The sequence below is a fragment of the Azospirillum halopraeferens DSM 3675 genome (assembly GCF_000429625.1).
GTDB lineage: Bacteria > Pseudomonadota > Alphaproteobacteria > Azospirillales > Azospirillaceae > Azospirillum > Azospirillum halopraeferens.
The window spans coordinates 95,309-113,314 of the sequence record NZ_AUCF01000010.1; the positions used below are offsets into that span (position 1 = coordinate 95,309).

Here is an 18,006-nt window from a genome sequence, read left to right on the forward strand (position 1 = left end):
CGGCGGACCGGACTTCGTATGTGGCGCCCCGCGGCGGCGGTTCTGCTCGGGCTGGCGGCCGTGGTGCTCGGGGCCTGCGCGGCGGCGCTGACGCCCACGCCTCCCAGCCTCTACACCCTCACCCCCCACCGCAGCACCGCCGCCGGCCTGCCGACGGCCGACTGGCAGTTGCTGGTGGAGGCGCCGACCGCACCGGCCGGGCTGGACACGCCGCGGATCGCCGTCGCCCGGTCGCCCACGTCGCTCGATTACTTCGCCAACGTGTCGTGGGTGGACCGGGCGCCGGCCATGGTGCAGGGGCTGATCGTCGAATCGTTCGAGGACAGCGGGCGCATCGTCTCGGTGGGCCGGGACACGGTGGGGCTGCGGGCCGATTTCACCCTGAAGACGGAGCTGCGCGACTTCCAGGCGGAGTACACCGACGGCCGCGCCGTCGGCCAGCCCCAGCGGGTGCGGGTGCGCATCGCCGTCAAGCTGGTGGCCACCCAGCGCCGCACCATCGAAGCGGGCGAGACGTTCGAGGCGATCGTGCCGGTGGATGGCAACGGGTTCCCTGCGGTGATCGCCGCCTTCGATGTGGCGCTGGGCCGGGTGAGCGAGGGCATGGTGGGCTGGACGCTGCGCCGGGGCAACGCGGTGAGGGGGGCGTCGGCGTCCTGACCGGTCGCAATTCCCGTACACATTGTCCGCCGGTCGGCCTAATCTGGTGGCCGGGCTGTGTGCGGATGCGGCTTGCGGGCCGGGGTTGGTGTGATGGGCGACGCGATCGGTGTGGACCTTGCGGCGATGCCGCGGGCCGAGTTGCAGGCGATGGCGGAAGCGGCCGCCGAGGTCCGGAATTGCCGGCGCGTGCTTGCCAAGACCGGCGACACGGTGGTCGGCGAGTTGCTGCGCGGCCAGGGGACGCCGGTGGAATGGCGCCATTATCCCCCCGGCGACGTGTATGACGCGGAGTACCACGCCCAGTACTACTATCACTGCCATCCCGAGGGTGAACGGCCGGCCGGGGAGCACGGGCACTTCCACACCTTCCTGCGACCGCTCGGCATGCCCGACGGCGTGCGGCCCGCCGACGTGCCCGACCCGGAGCCGGTGCAGGGGGACAACGACGCCCTGTCCCACTTGGTGGCCATCGCCATGGACACGCTGGGGCGGCCGGTGCGGCTGTTCACCACAAACCGCTGGGTGACGGGTGAAACCTGGTATGCGGCCGGCGACGTGGTGCGCATGCTCGACCGCTTCGTCATCGACCACGCCCGCCCCTCGTGGCCGGCGAATCGCTGGATCACCGGCATCATGCGCCTGTTCCGGCCACAGATCGTCGCCCTTCTGCACGCCCGCGACGAGGCCGTGCACCGCTGGGCGCAATCCCATCCGGGCACCTGCGTCTATGAGGACCGTGCGCTGGAGGTCCCGTCCGGGATCGCCATCGCGGTTGACGACCAGATCGCCGCGGTGGAGGAGGCACTGCACGGCACGCGTCGCCGGCGCCCCCTGTTTCCCGAGCCGCCGACGTTCCATATCTGACAGGTGAAGGGCCTGTGCGCAGATGCCCTGTCCGGCGGGGGCGAGGGGCGGCGGTTGCCGTTAATGAAGGCTCAATCCTTCCGGCACATGCTTTCGGCAATGGAACGGGCCCGCGTGCGGGCGGCATTGCGGGGAACGGGGGTCGGAGACCCATGACGCAGCATCTGAGCAAGGACGACGTCACGCGCCTGCTGACGGATCCGTCTCCCGGCACGCGCGCCGACCTGGCGGCCAAGCTGGCCCGCGACTTCGAATCCAACACGCTGAACACGGACGAACGCCGCATGGCGGAAGAGATCATCCGTGTGATGGCCCGGGATGCGGTGGTGCGGGTGCGCCAATCCCTGGCCGAGAACCTGAAGTCCAGCCCCGCCCTGCCGCGCGACGTGGCCATGACCCTGGCGCGTGACGTGGAGGCGGTGGCCATCCCCATCCTCAGCGTGTCGCAGGTGCTGACCGACGCCGACCTGCTGGAGGTCATCCGCTCCGGCAGCGAGGCCAAGCAGACCGCCGTGGCCGTGCGGCCGGAGGTGTCGTCCACCGTCGCCGAGGCGCTGGTCGAATCGGGGGGTGAGGCGGCGGTGGCGGCCCTCGTCGCCAACGAGGGCGCGCGGCTGGGCGAGACGGCGCTCGTCCGCGTCATCGACCGCTTCGGCACCAGCGAGGCGGTGCAGGAGCCGCTGGTCCACCGCTCCCGCCTGCCGGTCACCGTTGCCGAGCGGCTGGTCGCGGTGGTGTCGGAAAAGCTCCAGCAGTATCTGGTGACCCATCACGACCTGCCGGCCAAGGTCGCTTCCGACCTGATCCTGCAAAGCCGCGAGCGGGCCACCGTCGGCCTGTTCAGCGGTGAGAGCGACGAGGCGGCGCTGGAGCGCCTGGTGGTCCAGCTCGCCAGGACGGGGCGGCTGACGCCGTCGCTGATGGTGCGCGCCCTCTGCATGGGCGATGTGGCCTTCTTCGAGACGGCCATGGCCCATCGCGCCGGGGTGCCCCTGACCAACGCCCGCCTGCTGATCCACGACGTCGGGCCGCTGGGTCTGAAATCGGTCTACGACAAGGCCAGGATGCCGGCGGCCCTGCTGCCCGCCTGCCGCATCGCGCTCGACGTGGCCCGCCAGACCCATTACGACGGCGAACCCGGCGACATCGCCCGCCACCGGCGCCGGACCATCGAGCGCATCCTCACCCAGTACGAGGGGCTGGAGGCGGACGATCTGGACTACCTCCTGTCCAAGCTGGGCGACCTCATGCGCGCGGGCGAATAGCCCGCGGCCCCCTCCGGTCCCCCTCCGGAACCTTTGCCGCGCCGGCTGTGTTGGATGCCGCAGCGTGACAGGGAGGGGGATCGGCAATGGCAGACGATCGCAGCGAAAGCACACCCGCGGCGCACGACGGGCGCAGCATGGGCGAGATCGAACGGGAGATCGGCGCTATTCGCGCGCGCATGGACGCCACGCTGGACGAACTGGAGTACCGGCTGTCGCCGGGTCAGATGACCGGCCACGTGACGCAGGCGGTCCGGGACGTCATCGAAGGGCGGCCGACCCGCATCGCCCGCGCCATCCGCGACAACCCCATCCCCGTGGCGCTGATCGGGATCGGCGCGCTGTGGCTGGCCTGGGCCATTTCCCGCACGCCCGAACACGACGAGAGCATCGACCACGGCGGTCACCCCGGCATCTCCGACCAGCGCGCGCGCATTCTCCTGACCGGGCTGATCGGCGCCTGCCGGCAGGGGGCCGAAGGGTGCCGGGAAGCCGATGCGGCGCTGTACGACGGCCGTTTGTCGCCGCGCCTGATCGAGGTTTCCAACGAACTGGAGCGGAGTGCTGCGGCGCTGGGGCACGAATTGCGGGTGCGCGGCGGCGTCCTCGACGCGGACGGCCCGCTGCACCCGGCCTGGCACGACCTGTTCCAGGAGCTGGCGGGCGCACGCGGCCGGGCGCAGGTGCTGGCGGCGCTGGAGCGCGGCCTGGATGGCACGCTGGGGCTGTTCCGCGATTGCCTGCACGAGGATCTGTCGCCGGAGCTGCGGGTGGTCGTCGGCGCCCGCTTCCATGAACTTGAAACGATCCGCCATCGCATGGCCAGCCTTCGGGAGGCGCTCGCCTGATGCTGGGCCTGAGCCGCCGCCACCACGACCGCTATCCGCGTGTGCGCAGCGGGCGGGGACGTGATGCCCGCACGCCGGCGGAGATCCCGAAGCGGGGTTGGAAGGACATCCTGTGGCGCGTCTATGAGCAGCAGGCGGCCGATAACCTTTTCATGATTTCCGGCGGCGTCGCGTACTACGCGCTGCTGGCGATGTTTCCGGCGATTGCCGCGGCGGTGTCCATCTATGGGCTCGTCGCCGACCCCACGGCGGTGGAAACCCATGTCGAGCAACTGGCCGGCATCCTGCCCGACCAGGCCCTGGAGGTGCTGCGCCAGCAGGCGGAGAGCGTGGCCTCGGCATCCGGCGGCGGCCTGACCGTGGGCGCCATCGGCGGTCTGCTGCTGGCCCTGTGGAGCGCGTCGCGCGGGGTCAACTCCCTGGTGATCGCCCTCAACATCGTCTACGACGAGGAGGAAACCCGCGGTTTCGTGCGCCTGGCGGCCTTGTCCCTGGTGCTGACGGTGGCCGGCATCCTGTTCCTGGTGTTCACGCTGGCGGTGGTGGTGGTCGTGCCGGCCATCCTGGCCATGGTGCCCCTGGGCGGGCTGGAGCCGGTGGTGCGCTTCGCCCGCTGGCCGATCCTGGCGGCGGCGGTGATGGTGGCGCTGGCCGTGCTCTATCGCTACGCCCCCTGCCGTCGGGAGCCGAAGTGGCGCTGGGTCACCTGGGGGTCCGTGCTGGCAACGGTGCTGTGGCTGCTGGGGTCCGCCGGCTTTTCGATCTACGTGACGAACTTCGCCAGCTACAACGAAACCTACGGCTCGGTCGGCGCCGCGGTGATCCTGCTGCTGTGGCTGAACCTGACCTCCTATGTGGTCCTGCTCGGGGGCGAGCTGAACGCGGAGATGGAGCACCAGACGGTGCAGGACACCACCGACGCGCCATCCCGGCCCATGGGGCAGCGCGAAGCCTATGTGGCCGACACCGTCGGGCGGCGGCGGGCCTGAAGGGGAACCCGCCTCAGCGCGGGGTGCCGGCCGCGCAGGCGGCAACCACCGCGTCCACCAGCGGCCGGCGGGCATCGTCGAGGCGGTTCTGCGTGACGGCGCTCCACAGCCCGGCGCGCTGCAGGTCCTCCGCCGCGCAGGCGCAGAAGTCCGCACAGGCGGCAGCGTTGGTCCCGCCGGTCTCACAGCTCGTCCGGCAACTCCGCGCGAAGGCATCGGCCGCGGGATCGCCGGGGACGATCAGGGCGGCGGCCAACCACAGAGTGCCGAACAGCACGGGCTGGTGCAGCAGATAGATGGGCAGGCTGTACCGCCCGGCCCAAGCCAGGGCACCGACCGCTCCGCCCGGCGGCGGGGCGGCGGCCGGTGCGTGGCGCAGCCACAGCCGGCCGAGGACGATCCCCAGCAGCACCGCGCCGAACCAGGGGATCAGCGGAACATAATCGTTGGACGACGGCTCGAAGCTCATCAGGCCGATCCAGCGCAGGGCCGGGGCGTCGAACGCCGGCACCGGCCCCGCCAGCCGGGGCAGGGCCAGCACCAGGACACCGGCGGCGATCACCGCAGCGGTCGGCAGCCGCAGCGCCGCCAGGCCGAGGACGCTGGCCAGGGCGATGTGATGCAGCACGCCGAAGACGATCGGGCTGTCGGGAAACAGCATCCACGACGCCGCCGACACCGCCGCCGCGGCGAGCACCAGCAGGCCGAGCCGGCGCAGGAACCGCCGGCGGTCGACGCCGCGCGCCCCGGCCAGCGCCAGCCCGACCCCGACCAGCAGCAGGAAGGACGACAGGATGGCGGTCCGGGCGGCCAGCCAGGCGGGGTGGCCGAACAGGTCGAAGGACGCGAAGCCCAGGTGATCCAGGTCCCAGCAGAGGTGATAGATCACCATGGCCGCGATGGCGACGCCGCGTGCCGCGTCGATGGCCGTTACGCGGGGGGCGGCGGCCCCGCGCGGGGCCGGTTGGGCGGGCGAGAGGCTCGTCATGACCGCTTCTTGCCCCAACTGCCGGCGCCTGTCCACCGCCGGCGGGGCCGCGGGCGCCGTCGGGTGCGCCGGAACCCCCCGCGACGCGCGGGGTTTCGCGCCTTCGGGCCTTGAAGGGGGACGGGGGGTGTGCCACGTTAGTTTCGTGCCGTAGAAGATGCCGCGCTCATCCCGAGGCGGCGTTGCCCCAGGCCCGGCCCGGGCTGGCGGCGTTCCCACCAAGAGGCCCATTCGATGTTCGAAATCCCCCGTGGTGCCCTGTATCCGGTCCTGCCGCTGCGGGACATCGTGGTCTTCCCGCACATGATCGTGCCGCTGTTCGTGGGCCGCGAGAAGTCCGTGCGCGCCCTGGAAGACGTCATGAAGGACGACAAGCAGATCCTTCTCGTCACCCAGAAGAACGCCGCGCAGGACGACCCGACCCCCGCCGACATCTACGGCGTCGGCACGGTGGGCACCGTGCTGCAGCTGCTGAAGCTGCCCGACGGCACCGTCAAGGTGCTGGTCGAAGGCGGACAGCGGGCCTCGATCGTGAAGTTCGCCGAGAACGAAGACTTCTTCCAGGCCTATGCCGACCTGGTGGAGGAGAACGCCGGCGATACGCAGGAGCTGGAAGCCCTGTCCCGCGCCGTGGTCTCGCAGTTCGAGCAGTACATCAAGCTCAACAAGAAGATCCCGCCGGAGGTCCTCGTCTCCATCAACCAGATCGAGGAGGCCGGCAAGCTGGCCGATACGGTTGCCTCGCACCTGGCGTTGAAGATTCCCGAGAAGCAGCAGCTTCTGGAATGCGCCACCGTGTCGGAGCGGCTGGAGCGGGTTTATGCCTTCATGGAAGGCGAGATCGGCGTCCTCCAGGTGGAGAAGCGCATCCGCAACCGCGTCAAGCGGCAGATGGAGAAGACCCAGCGCGAGTACTATCTGAACGAGCAGCTCAAGGCCATTCAGAAGGAGCTGGGCGAGTCCGAGGACGGCCGCGACGAATCGGCGGAGATCGAGGAGAAGATCAATAAGACGCGCCTGTCCAAGGAGGCGCGCGAGAAGGCCCTGGCCGAGCTGAAGAAGCTGCGCTCCATGAGCCCCATGTCGGCCGAGGCGACGGTGGTGCGCAACTACCTCGACTGGATCCTCTCCATTCCGTGGAAGAAGCGCACCAAGGTCAAGAAGGACTTGCGCCTGGCGCAGAAGATCCTCGATGCCGACCACTACGGCCTCGAGAAGGTCAAGGAACGCATTCTGGAATACCTGGCGGTGCAGAACCGCATGAACAAGGTGAAGGGGCCGATCCTCTGCCTCGTCGGGCCGCCCGGTGTCGGCAAGACCTCGCTCGGCAAGTCGATCGCGCGCTCCACGGGCCGCAACTTCGTGCGCATGTCGCTGGGTGGCGTGCGGGACGAGGCGGAGGTGCGCGGCCATCGCCGCACCTACATCGGCTCCATGCCCGGCAAGGTCATCCAGGGCATGAAGAAGGCGAAGTCGTCCAACCCGCTGTTCCTCCTGGACGAGGTGGACAAGCTGGGCGCCGACTGGCGCGGCGATCCCTCCTCGGCGCTGCTGGAGGTGCTGGACCCCGAGCAGAACTCCACCTTCAACGACCATTACCTGGAGGTCGACTACGACCTGTCCGACGTGATGTTCGTCTGCACGGCCAACACGCTGCGCCTGCCGCAGCCGCTGCTGGACCGCATGGAGGTGATCCGCGTCGCCGGCTACACCGAGGATGAGAAGGTCGAGATCGTCAAGCGCCACCTGATCAACAAGCAGATCACGGCGAACGGCCTGAAGAAGGGCGAGTTCAACATCTCCGACGACGCGTTGCGCGACCTCATCCGCTACTACACGCGTGAGGCGGGCGTGCGCAACCTGGAGCGCGAGATCGCCAACCTCTGCCGCAAGGCGGTGAAGGAGATCCTGCTGAAGGGGTCCGGCAAGGTGCAGGTCACCCGCCGCAATCTCGACAAGTACGCCGGCGTGCGCCGGTTCCACTTCGGCGAGGCGGAACTGGAGGACCTGGTGGGCGTCACCACCGGTCTCGCCTGGACCGAGGTGGGCGGCGAGCTGCTGTCGATCGAGGCGGTCACGCTGCCCGGCAAGGGGCGCGTCACCACCACCGGCAAGCTGGGTGACGTGATGAAGGAATCCGTCCAGGCGGCGGAGAGCTACGTCAAGTCGCGCGCCACCGCCTTCGGCATCAAGCCGACGCTGTTCGAGAAGCGGGACATCCACGTCCACGTGCCGGAGGGCGCCACTCCCAAGGACGGTCCGTCGGCCGGTGTGGCGATGATCACCTCCATCGTCTCGGTGCTCACCGGCATTCCCGTGCGCAAGGACGTGGCGATGACCGGCGAGATCACGCTGCGCGGCCGCGTGCTGCCCATCGGCGGCCTCAAGGAAAAGCTGCTGGCCGCCCTGCGCGGTGGGCTCAAGCACGTGCTGATCCCCAAGGACAACGAGAAGGATCTGGCGGACATCCCCGACAACGTGAAGCGCGGCCTGGAGATCATCCCCGTCAACTCGGTGGACGACGTGCTGCGCAACGCCCTGGTGCGCCCGCTCGAACCGATCGAGTGGAGCGAGCCGGCGGACACCATCGAACCGGCGGCGAAGCCGCGCGACGGTGAACAGGGAGGGGAAGTGCTCCGCCATTAGGCGGGGATTCGGGCCGTCAGCCCCTGCCAAATCGCTTCCGGCGTCAGCGGTCACTCCCGTCGGCAATTGACGGGTGGTGGCCGCTGTGCTTACATTTTCATCCTGCGAAGTCCTGGGGTGGCTTTGTTTATCAGTTCTTCGCCGAACGGGAAGGGGGATTAAGTGAACAAGAATGATCTCGTGGCACAGGTGGCCGATGTCGCGGGTTTGTCTAAAACGGACGCGACCAAGGCGATCGATGCCGTGTTCGATAGCATCGCCGATGCGATGAAGAAGGGGGACGAAGTGCGGCTGGTTGGCTTCGGCACCTTTGCGGTGGCCGAACGGGCGGCGTCGGAAGGACGCAATCCGCGCACCGGGGAAAAGATCACCATTCCGGCGTCGAAGCAGCCGAAGTTCAAGCCCGGCAAGAATCTCAAGGACGCCTTGAACTGACGGCCGTTTCGGGCCATACATGCGCCGGCCGGTCGCCGACCGGCCGGTTCGTCTTGTCCGGCCTCCTGCCGGAGGGACGTTTGCGGGGGCGATTAGCTCAGCGGTAGAGCGTCTCGTTTACACCGAGAATGTCGGGGGTTCGATCCCCTCATCGCCCACCAATGCATTCAACTGGTTAGAGCAACGCGAACGACCCGGCGCCGACGCGCGGTCCGCCGACGCGCGGTCCGCCGGCGCGCAAGGGCGGGCGTTCAGACACCGGGCGCGGCTGTTGTGATGCGATCCACGGCCCGGCAGCGGGTTGCAGGGCCGGCCGTCTATCAGCTCAGATGCTTGATGATCTGCCAGGCAACCACCCAGGGGGCCCCGGCCAGCACGACCCAGGTGACGATCAGGGGCACGCCGCGCAGCTTCGGCACGACCGGCTCGTGGCGGACGGGGCCGTTGCGGTCGACGGTGGCGCTCAGCGCGGGCGGGCGGGCGGGGAGGGTCGCGTGCATGGGCACCTGCCGGTTCATGGGGTACGGTCAGGGTGCGGCCGGCGCGGTTAAAATTCGTTAAAGGTGCGCGCTCCGATGGCCGGCTCTTTGGGAGTAGGCCGCACCCGACCGACTCGTCCGGCTTCCCGGGGGTAAGCGGTGGGGAAGGGCCATGCGACATCGCGTGCGCGTGCGCTCCGGCACGCTGTGGTAGACTGGATGCCGGTCAGCGCAGGGGCCCGCGGAGGACGATCATGAACGAACCGGCAATGTTGGACGAGCGGCGCCTGGGCGACCGGATACTCCACGCCCTCGAACTGGCGCTGGAGCAGGAGGAGCTGGAGGTCTGTGAGCACCTGGCGCGGGCGCTGGAGGAATCCCTGACCCGATTCGGCGGGCCCGGCCGGTCGGACCGGCGCGATCTGCCGCCGGGTATGGTCGACGCGTTCGAACGGCTGGAGCGCCTGCGACATCATGCCCACAGAATCTAGCGGAGGCTTCCCCGGCACATCGCTTTTTCGTGATTGACAGGGGGGCGGCGCAGGGCTAGAAACCGCCCACCACGACGGACGGCCCGTCGGCGGCTTCCGAAACGGGGACGCCGGGCCGAATTTATAAAGCGCGTGGTCATTGCCGCTAAGGCAATTGCGCGGGTGTAGCTCAGTTGGTTAGAGCGCCGGCCTGTCACGCCGGAGGCCGCGGGTTCAAGTCCCGTCACTCGCGCCATCTTCTCCTTTTCTCTCCTGTTTTCCATCCTATAAAATTCCTGCGTTTTCAAACCCCTAGACGGCGCAAAGCCTGAGCTTTTCCGCATGCCGCGGCTGCTCAAAGCGCTTTCCTTGGGCTTACATCCGGCCTATATTGCGCGGCGTCTGACGGGCTAATCCAGTCTTCACCCACCGCGTGTGGCGCCTCGGCCTTTCCGGGCCGCAGCGTTGCTCGCGTTTGAGGCCCATGGGAGGAACGCGGTGTCCAATCCGCTGATCATTGAATACCTTCCGATCCTGGTGTTCCTGCTCATCGCCGTCGCCCTGTCGGTGGTGATGGTGGCCGGTTCCTACATCGTCGGCCCGAGCGCACCGGATGCCGAGAAGGTCTCCCCGTACGAATGCGGTTTCGAGCCGTTCGAGGACGCGCGCACCAAGTTCGACGTGCGGTTCTACCTGGTCTCCATCCTGTTCATCATCTTCGACCTCGAAGTCGCCTTCCTGTTCCCGTGGGCCATCGCCCTGGGCGACATCGGCATGTTCGGTTTCTGGTCGATGATGGTGTTCCTGGGCGTGCTGACCATCGGCTTTATCTACGAGTGGAAGAAAGGAGCTCTGGAATGGGAGTAGAGGCTGCCAACCGCATGGCGCCCATTCCGCCCGGACCGGAACAGGACGCCTACCTCCGCGCCGTGACCGAGGAGGTCCAGGAAAAGGGCTACATCCTCGCCAAGTACGAGGACGTGCTGAACTGGGCCCGCACGGGATCGCTGTGGCCGATGACCTTCGGCCTGGCGTGCTGCGCGGTGGAGATGATCCACGCGTACATGCCGCGCTACGACCTGGACCGCTTCGGCGTGATCCCGCGCCCCAGCCCGCGCCAGTCCGACTGCATGATCGTCGCCGGCACGCTGACCAACAAGATGGCTCCGGCCCTGCGCAAGGTCTACGACCAGATGCCGGAGCCGCGCTGGGTCATCTCCATGGGCTCGTGCGCCAACGGCGGCGGCTATTATCACTACTCCTATTCGGTGGTGCGGGGCTGTGACCGGATCGTTCCGGTCGACATCTACGTGCCGGGTTGCCCGCCGACGGCCGAGGCGCTCGTGTACGGCATCCTGCAGCTCCAGAAGAAGATCCGGCGCGGCAACCGCATCGCGCGGTGAGCCGCCCCGGCGCCAACGAATCATAAGGACGCAGGCTGAAACCCATGTCCGAACAAGCGCTCAAGGAACTCGGGGACTCCATCGCCGCCGCATTGGGCGAAGACGTCCTCAAGGCGGAGGTCCGGCTCGGCGAGCTGATGGTGACGGTGCGCCGCCCGTCCATCGTCAAGGTGCTGACCTACCTGCGGGACCACTCCAACTGCAGCTTCGAGCAGTTGATGGACATCACCGCGGTCGACTACCCCGAGCGCGAGGAGCGCTTTGAGGTCGTCTACAACCTGCTCAGCCTCAAGCACAACCAGCGGATCCGCATCAAGCTGGCTACCGACGAGGACACGCCCGTTCCCTCGGTTGTGAGCGTCTACAACGCCGCCAACTGGTTCGAGCGCGAAACCTGGGATCTCCTGGGGGTCTTCTTCTCCGACCACCCGGACCTGCGTCGCATCCTCACCGACTACGGTTTCGAAGGGCACCCGTTCCGCAAGGACTTCCCGCTGACCGGCTACGTCGAGATGCGCTACGACGAGGACCAGAAGCGCTGCGTGTACGAACCCGTGCGCCTGACGCAGGACTTCCGCACCTACGACTTCCTGAGCCCCTGGGAAGGCATGACCAACGTCATGCTGCCCGGAGACGAGAAGGCCCAGGCACCTGACACGGGGAGCAAGCCGTGACCACCGCCACGTCCGCCAACCCGAGCGCGTCCCAGACGGCCAAGACCCAGATCAAGCCGTACACCATGAACTTCGGGCCGCAGCATCCGGCGGCTCACGGCGTGCTGCGCCTGGTCATGGAGCTGAACGGCGAGGTCGTCGAGCGCTGCGATCCCCACATCGGCCTGCTGCACCGCGGCACCGAAAAGCTGATCGAGTACAAGACCTACATCCAGGCCATCCCCTATTTCGACCGCCTGGACTACGTCTCGCCGATGTGCATGGAGCACGCCTTCGTGCTCGGCATCGAGAAGCTGCTGCGGATCAAGCCGCCGCTGCGCGCCCAGTACATCCGCGTGCTGTTCTCCGAGATCACCCGCATCCTCAACCACATCCTGTCGATCACCACGGGTGCGCTCGACGTCGGCGCCATCACGCCGTCCCTGTGGGGCTTCGAGGAGCGCGAGATCCTCATGGAGTTCTACGAGCGGGTGTCCGGTGCGCGCCTGCACGCCAATTATTTCCGTCCCGGCGGCGTGGCGTGGGACATGCCGGCGGGCCTGGCCGACGACATCTGGGAGTTCACCGAGCGCTTCCCGAAGTTCTGCGACGACATCGACAACCTGCTGACCGAGAACCGGATCTTCAAGCAGCGCACGGTCGACATCGGCATCGTGACGAAGGAACAGGCGTTCGACTGGGGCTTCTCCGGCCCGATGCTGCGCGGTTCCGGCGTGGCGTGGGACCTGCGCAAGAGCCAGCCCTACGAGGTCTACGACCGCATGGACTTCGACGTGCCGGTGGGGCTCAGCGGCGACTGCTGGTCGCGCTACCTCTGCCGCATGGAGGAGATGCGCCAGTCCAACCGCATCATCCGCCAGTGTCTGAAGGAAATGCCGGATGGACCGGTGCGCATTAATGACCGCAAGGTGGCGCCGCCGCCGCGCGGCGAGATGAAGCGCTCCATGGAAGCCCTCATCCATCACTTCAAGCTCTACACCGAGGGGTTCCACGTCCCGGCGGGCGAGACCTACACGGTGATCGAGGCGCCCAAGGGCGAGTTCGGCGTCTTCCTGGTGTCCGACGGCACCAACAAGCCCTACCGCTGCCACATCAAGGCACCGGGTTTCGCGCACCTTCAGGGTCTCGACTTCATGTCGAAGGGGCACATGCTGGCCGACGCCGTCGCCAACATCGCCTCGATGGACATCGTTTTCGGAGAAATCGACCGATGAGCGCCGCCGCTTCGGCCCCGGCCAACGAGCCGGCCACCTTCGCCTTCACGCCCGAGAATCTGGAGCTGGCGAAGCGGATCATCGCCAAGTACCCGGCGGACCGGAAGGCCAGCGCCTGCATGCCCCTGCTCGACCTGGCGCAGCGGCAGAACGCCAACTGGCTGCCGCGGGCGGCGATGGACCATGTTGCCGATATGCTGGAGATGCCGCGCATCCGCGTGTACGAGGTCGCGACCTTCTACACCATGTACAACAAGGCCCCCGTCGGCCGGCACTTCATCCAGGTGTGCACCACCACGCCCTGCTGGCTGCGCGGCTCCGACGACGTGGTCAAGGCGTGCGAATCCAAGCTGGGCATCCACGTCGGCGAAACCACCGACGACGGCCGGTTCACGCTGGGCGAGGTGGAGTGCGCCGGGGCCTGCGTCAACGCGCCCGTGGTGCAGATCGGCGACGACTACTACGAGGACGTCTCGGCCGAGGCGATGGGCAAGATCATCGACGCTCTCAAGCGCGGCGAGACGCCCAAACCCGGCTCGCAGATCGGCCGCGTTTCCTCCGAACCGGTGGGCGGCCCGACGACGCTCAAGGCTTTCTGCGGTGACCGCGGCGTCACCCGCGGCGACGATTGAGGGAGGGCCGACGATGCTTCGCGATGAAGACCGCATCTTCACCAATCTCTACGGCTACCAGGACTTCGGCCTCGACGCCGCCCGCGCGCGCGGCGACTGGGACAACACCCGGGCGCTGGTCGAAAAGGGCCGCGACTGGATCATCGAGCAGGTGAAGGAATCCGGCCTGCGCGGCCGCGGCGGCGCCGGCTTCTCCACGGGCATGAAGTGGTCCTTTATGCCCAAGGCCGTCACCGGCAAGCCCGTCTACCTGGTGGTCAACGCCGACGAGGGCGAGCCCGGCACCTGCAAGGACCGCGACATCCTGCGCCACGATCCGCACAAGCTGATCGAGGGCTGTCTGCTGGCCGGCGTCGCCATCGGGGCAAGCGCCTGCTACATCTACATCCGCGGCGAGTTCTACAACGAAGGCTCCAACGTACAGCGCGCCATCGACGAGGCGTACGCGGCGGGGCTGATCGGCAAGAACGCCTGCGGCACCGGCTACGACTACGACATCTACATCCACCGGGGTGCGGGTGCCTACATCTGCGGCGAGGAAACGGCGCTCATCGAGTCCATCGAGGGCAAGAAGGGCCAGCCGCGCAACAAGCCTCCGTTCCCCGCCCAGGCCGGCCTCTATTCCTGCCCGACGACGGTGAACAACGTCGAATCCATCGCCGTGGTTCCCACCATCCTGCGCCGCGGCGCCGGCTGGTTCGCCGGGCTGGGGCGGCCGAAGAACACGGGCACCAAGCTCTTCTGCATCTCCGGGCACGTCAACAAGCCGTGCAACGTGGAAGAGGAGATGGGCATCCCGCTGAAGGAGCTGATCGAGCGCCACGCCGGCGGCGTGCGCGGCGGCTGGGACAACCTGCTGGCCGTGATCCCCGGCGGATCGTCGGTGCCCGTGCTGCCCAAGTCCATCTGCGACACGGTGCTGATGGACTTCGACAGCCTGCGCGACGCGCGCTCCGGCCTTGGCACCGCGGCGGTGATCGTGATGGACAAGTCCACCGACATCGTCAAGGCGATCGCCCGCCTGTCGCAGTTCTACGCCCATGAGAGCTGCGGCCAGTGCACGCCCTGCCGTGAGGGCACCGGCTGGCTGAACCGCGTCATGCAGCGCATGGTCAAGGGCAACGCCCGCGTGGAGGAGATCGACATGCTCCACGAGGTCACCAAGCAGATCGAGGGGCACACCATCTGCGCGCTGGGCGACGCCGCGGCGTGGCCGGTGCAGGGTCTGATCCGGCATTTCCGGCCGGAGATGGAGCGCCGCATCCTCGAGTACCGCAACGCCGCCCAGCGCCTGGCCGCCGAGTAAGGAGCCCGAGGTCCCAATGCCGAAACTCACCATCGACGGGATCGAGATCGAAGTCGAGCCGGGCACCTCGGTGCTCCAGGCGTGCGAACAGCTTGGCATCGAGATCCCGCGCTTCTGCTACCATGAGCGCCTGTCGGTTCCGGCCAACTGTCGCATGTGCCTGGTGGAGATGGAGCGGGCGCCGAAGCCCGTGGCCTCCTGCGCCATGCCCTGCGCCGACGGCATGGTCATCCGGACCGACACGGACCTGGTCCACAAGGCCCGCAAGGGCGTCATGGAGTTCCTGCTGGTCAACCACCCGCTGGACTGCCCGATCTGCGACCAGGGCGGCGAGTGCGACCTTCAGGACCAGGCCATGGCCTACGGCATGGACCACGGGCGCTACGCCGAGAACAAGCGCGCGGTCAAGGACAAGTACATGGGTCCGCTGATCAAGACGATCATGACCCGCTGCATCCATTGCACCCGCTGCATCCGTTTCATCAACGAGATCGCCGGCGTCCCCGACATCGGCGCGGTGAACCGCGGCGAGCATATGGAGGTCACCACCTTCGTCGAGAAGGCGGTGGCGTCGGAACTGTCGGGCAATCTGGTCGACGTCTGCCCGGTGGGTGCGCTGACGTCCAAGCCCTACGCCTACACCTCGCGCCCGTGGGAGCTGCGCAAGACCGAAACCATCGACGTGATGGATGCGGTCGGCTCCAACATCCGCGTCGACACGCGCGGGCCCGAAGTGATGCGCGTGCTGCCCCGCCTCAACGAGGACATCAACGAGGAGTGGCTGTCGGACAAGAGCCGCTACCACTACGACGGGCTGAAGCGCCAGCGCCTCGACCGGCCCTACGTGCGCAAGGGCGGACGTCTCCATCCGGCCACCTGGGGCGAGGCGTTCGATGCCATCGCCACCCGCCTGAAGGGTGTCGCCGGGACGAAGATCGCCGCCATCACCGGTGACACGGTCGATGTGGAATCGATGCTGGCGCTGAAGGATCTGATGACGGCGCTGGGCTCGCCCAACCTGGACTGCCGCCAGGACGGTGCGCGCTTCGACGCCTCGGCGCGGTCCGGCTACCTGTTCAACACCGGCATCGCCGGGATCGAGCAGGCCGACGTCATCGTGCTGATCGGCACCAACCCGCGCTGGGAAGGCTCGCTGGTCAATGCCCGCATTCGCAAGCGGTACCTGATGGGCGGCCTGAAGGTGGCCGTGATCGGCGAGCGGCGCGAGCTGACCTATCCCTACGCCCACATCGGCACCGGGCCGCAGGACCTGCAGGACCTGGTCGACGGCAAGGGCGACTTCGCCGAGGTGCTGAAGGGCGCCAAGCGGCCGATGCTGGTGCTCGGCATGGGCGCCTTCCGGCGCGCCGACGGCCCGGCCATCCAGGCCGCCGCCCGCGCGCTCGCCGAGACCTACGGCATGGTGCGCGACGACTGGAACGGCTTCAACGTGCTGCACACCGCGGCGGCGCGGGTCGGCGCTCTCGACATCGGCTTCCTGCCGGGCGAGGGCGGCCGCGACCTGGCCGGCATCCTGGACGGCGCATCGAAGGGGGAGATCGAGGCGGTCTATCTGCTCGCTGCCGACGAGATCGACATGGCCCGTCTGGGGTCCGCCTTCGTGATCTACCAGGGCCACCACGGCGACGCCGGCGCGGCCCGCGCCGACGTGGTGCTGCCGGGCGCCGCCTACACCGAGAAGGACGGCACCTACGTCAACACCGAGGGGCGGCCGCAGCAGGCCCGTCTCGCCACCTTCCCGCTCGGCGAGGCGCGCGAGGACTGGAAGATCCTGCGCGCCCTGTCGGAGCGTCTCGGCCACACGCTGCCCTATGACAGCCAGGCCCAGTTGCGCCGGCGCATGGTGGACCTGAACCCGATCTTCGGCGCGATCGACGCGGTGACGCCGGCCACCTGGCTGGGGTTCGGCGCGGCGGGACCGCTCGATCCGGCGCCCTTCGCAACGCCGATCGCCAACTTCTACATGACGGATCCGATCAGCCGCGCCTCGGTGACGATGGCGCGCTGCACCGAGACCTTCCTCGGATCCGCCGCCCAGGAGAGGACCGGTACCCATGGCTGAGTTCTGGAGCGGCTTCCTGCTGCCGCTGATCATCATCGTCCTCCAGATCCTGGCGATCGTCGTGCCGCTGCTGGTGGCCGTGGCGTACCTGACCTATGCCGAGCGCAAGGTGATGAGCGCCATGCAGCTCCGCCAGGGGCCGAACATGGTCGGCCCGTTCGGCCTGCTGCAACCCTTTGCGGACGGTCTGAAGCTGTTCGCCAAGGAACAGATCCTGCCGGCCGGTGCCAACCGCATCGTCTTCTACATGGCGCCGATGCTGACGTTCCTGCTCAGCCTGGTGGCCTGGGCGGTGATCCCCTTCGACTACGGGCTGGTGCTGGCTGACATCAACGTCGGCATCCTCTACCTGTTCGCCATCTCGTCGCTGGGGGTCTACGGCATCGTGATGGCGGGGTGGGGCTCCAACTCCCGCTACGCCTTCCTGGGCGCCCTGCGCTCGGCCGCCCAGATGGTGTCCTACGAAGTCTCCATGGGCTTCGTCATCATCTCGGTCCTGCTGTGCGTCGGATCGCTGAACCTGACGGCCATCGTGCGGGCGCAGGAGACCGTCTGGTTCTTCATCCCGCTGTTCCCGATGTTCATCGTCTTCTTCATCTCGATCCTGGCCGAGACCAACCGTTCGCCCTTCGATCTTCCCGAAGGCGAGTCGGAGCTGGTGGCGGGCTTCATGGTCGAGTACAGCGCCATGCCCTTCGCGCTCTTCTTCCTCGGCGAATACGCCAACATGATCCTGATGAGCGCGATGACCACGATCCTGTTCCTGGGCGGTTGGCTGCCGCCGCTGGACATCGCTCCTCTGAACTGGATCCCCGGCCCCATCTGGTTCGCGCTGAAGATCGCGCTGTGCCTCTTCGTCTTCATCTGGGTCCGCGCGACCATGCCGCGCTACCGCTACGACCAGCTCATGCGGCTGGGCTGGAAGGTGTTCCTGCCGTTCTCGCTCTTCTGGGTGGTGCTGACGGCCGGCGTGCTGGTGGCCTTCGACTGGCTGCCGCGCTGAGCGGCGGACCGCAGACCGGGACGGACATCAAGCAAGGATCGCGG

General features: G+C 67.9%; 18 protein-coding genes and 2 tRNA genes. 18 read left to right on the top strand and 2 right to left on the bottom strand.

Annotated features, from left to right (window positions below; all coding sequences use genetic code 11):
* Nucleotides 1–18 precede the first annotated feature (18 nt).
* The 5 genes from G472_RS0111055 (at nucleotide 19) to G472_RS0111075 (ending at nucleotide 4,629) form a co-directional block, all read left to right on the top strand.
* A complete protein-coding gene (locus G472_RS0111055; RefSeq protein ID WP_029008445.1) occupies nucleotides 19–660 on the top strand; it encodes an ABC-type transport auxiliary lipoprotein family protein in 642 nt (213 codons plus the stop codon).
* A gap of 93 nt (nucleotides 661–753) precedes the next feature.
* Nucleotides 754–1,527, top strand: coding sequence for a DUF6969 family protein (locus G472_RS32560; RefSeq protein WP_035692012.1), 774 nt, complete (start codon nucleotides 754–756; stop codon nucleotides 1,525–1,527).
* A gap of 152 nt (nucleotides 1,528–1,679) precedes the next feature.
* The gene (spbR, locus tag G472_RS0111065) at nucleotides 1,680–2,792 is read left to right on the top strand and encodes a SpbR family protein (protein WP_029008446.1); all 1,113 of its coding nucleotides are present in this window, start codon (nucleotides 1,680–1,682) and stop codon (nucleotides 2,790–2,792) included.
* Between the two features lie 86 nt (nucleotides 2,793–2,878).
* A complete protein-coding gene (locus G472_RS32565; RefSeq protein WP_051340690.1) occupies nucleotides 2,879–3,640 on the top strand; it encodes a DUF3618 domain-containing protein in 762 nt (253 codons plus the stop codon).
* The gene (locus G472_RS0111075) at nucleotides 3,640–4,629 is read left to right on the top strand and encodes a YihY/virulence factor BrkB family protein (RefSeq protein ID WP_029008447.1); all 990 of its coding nucleotides are present in this window, start codon (nucleotides 3,640–3,642) and stop codon (nucleotides 4,627–4,629) included. Before G472_RS32565 ends, G472_RS0111075 begins: the two co-directional genes overlap by 1 nt.
* Nucleotides 4,630–4,642: 13 nt before the next feature.
* Here the strand turns inward: G472_RS0111075 and G472_RS32570 are convergent, their stop codons facing one another.
* Entirely contained in the window at nucleotides 4,643–5,617 is a 975-nt protein-coding gene (locus G472_RS32570) for an acetyltransferase domain-containing protein (RefSeq protein WP_051340691.1), read from the bottom strand.
* 234 nt (nucleotides 5,618–5,851) lie between these two features.
* Here G472_RS32570 and lon point away from each other — a divergent pair, with 234 nt between their 5' ends.
* The 3 genes from lon (at nucleotide 5,852) to G472_RS0111095 (ending at nucleotide 8,859) form a co-directional block, all read left to right on the top strand.
* Nucleotides 5,852–8,263, top strand: coding sequence for an endopeptidase La (lon, locus tag G472_RS0111085; protein WP_029008448.1), 2,412 nt, complete (start codon nucleotides 5,852–5,854; stop codon nucleotides 8,261–8,263).
* Between the two features lie 162 nt (nucleotides 8,264–8,425).
* Entirely contained in the window at nucleotides 8,426–8,698 is a 273-nt protein-coding gene (locus G472_RS0111090) for an HU family DNA-binding protein (protein WP_029008449.1), read from the top strand.
* Between the two features lie 86 nt (nucleotides 8,699–8,784).
* A tRNA-Val gene (locus G472_RS0111095) sits at nucleotides 8,785–8,859 on the top strand.
* A 159-nt stretch (nucleotides 8,860–9,018) separates the two neighbouring features.
* On the opposite strand, the gene G472_RS0111100 is transcribed toward G472_RS0111095, so the two are convergent.
* On the bottom strand, nucleotides 9,019–9,198 hold the full coding sequence (locus tag G472_RS0111100) for a hypothetical protein (RefSeq protein ID WP_156927080.1): 180 nt from the start codon (nucleotides 9,196–9,198) through the stop codon (nucleotides 9,019–9,021).
* Between the two features lie 233 nt (nucleotides 9,199–9,431).
* Here G472_RS0111100 and G472_RS0111105 point away from each other — a divergent pair, with 233 nt between their 5' ends.
* The 10 genes from G472_RS0111105 (at nucleotide 9,432) to nuoH (ending at nucleotide 17,962) form a co-directional block, all read left to right on the top strand.
* Entirely contained in the window at nucleotides 9,432–9,668 is a 237-nt protein-coding gene (locus G472_RS0111105; RefSeq protein WP_029008451.1) for a hypothetical protein, read from the top strand.
* Nucleotides 9,669–9,826: 158 nt separating this feature from the next.
* A tRNA-Asp gene (locus tag G472_RS0111110) sits at nucleotides 9,827–9,903 on the top strand.
* A gap of 242 nt (nucleotides 9,904–10,145) precedes the next feature.
* Nucleotides 10,146–10,514 carry an NADH-quinone oxidoreductase subunit A gene (locus tag G472_RS0111115; protein WP_029008452.1) on the top strand — a complete coding sequence of 123 codons (369 nt, stop codon included), beginning with the start codon at nucleotides 10,146–10,148 and terminating at the stop codon, nucleotides 10,512–10,514.
* On the top strand, nucleotides 10,505–11,050 hold the full coding sequence (locus tag G472_RS0111120) for a NuoB/complex I 20 kDa subunit family protein (RefSeq protein WP_029008453.1): 546 nt from the start codon (nucleotides 10,505–10,507) through the stop codon (nucleotides 11,048–11,050). Before G472_RS0111115 ends, G472_RS0111120 begins: the two co-directional genes overlap by 10 nt.
* Before the next feature lie 44 nt (nucleotides 11,051–11,094).
* Nucleotides 11,095–11,724 (top strand): NADH-quinone oxidoreductase subunit C, encoded by a 630-nt coding sequence (locus G472_RS0111125; protein WP_029008454.1) that lies wholly within the window; start codon nucleotides 11,095–11,097, stop codon nucleotides 11,722–11,724.
* A 65-nt stretch (nucleotides 11,725–11,789) separates the two neighbouring features.
* Entirely contained in the window at nucleotides 11,790–12,938 is a 1,149-nt protein-coding gene (locus tag G472_RS0111130; RefSeq protein WP_245593463.1) for an NADH-quinone oxidoreductase subunit D, read from the top strand.
* Nucleotides 12,935–13,570: an NADH-quinone oxidoreductase subunit NuoE gene (gene nuoE / locus G472_RS0111135; RefSeq protein ID WP_029008456.1), complete on the top strand. Its 636-nt coding sequence runs from the start codon at nucleotides 12,935–12,937 to the stop codon at nucleotides 13,568–13,570. Before G472_RS0111130 ends, nuoE begins: the two co-directional genes overlap by 4 nt.
* Nucleotides 13,571–13,583: 13 nt before the next feature.
* Nucleotides 13,584–14,876 (top strand): NADH-quinone oxidoreductase subunit NuoF, encoded by a 1,293-nt coding sequence (gene nuoF / locus G472_RS0111140; protein WP_029008457.1) that lies wholly within the window; start codon nucleotides 13,584–13,586, stop codon nucleotides 14,874–14,876.
* Nucleotides 14,877–14,892: 16 nt separating this feature from the next.
* On the top strand, nucleotides 14,893–16,959 hold the full coding sequence (gene nuoG / locus G472_RS0111145) for an NADH-quinone oxidoreductase subunit NuoG (RefSeq protein WP_029008458.1): 2,067 nt from the start codon (nucleotides 14,893–14,895) through the stop codon (nucleotides 16,957–16,959).
* Nucleotides 16,952–17,962 carry an NADH-quinone oxidoreductase subunit NuoH gene (gene nuoH / locus G472_RS0111150; RefSeq protein ID WP_029008459.1) on the top strand — a complete coding sequence of 337 codons (1,011 nt, stop codon included), beginning with the start codon at nucleotides 16,952–16,954 and terminating at the stop codon, nucleotides 17,960–17,962. Before nuoG ends, nuoH begins: the two co-directional genes overlap by 8 nt.
* Nucleotides 17,963–18,006: the final 44 nt, after the last annotated feature.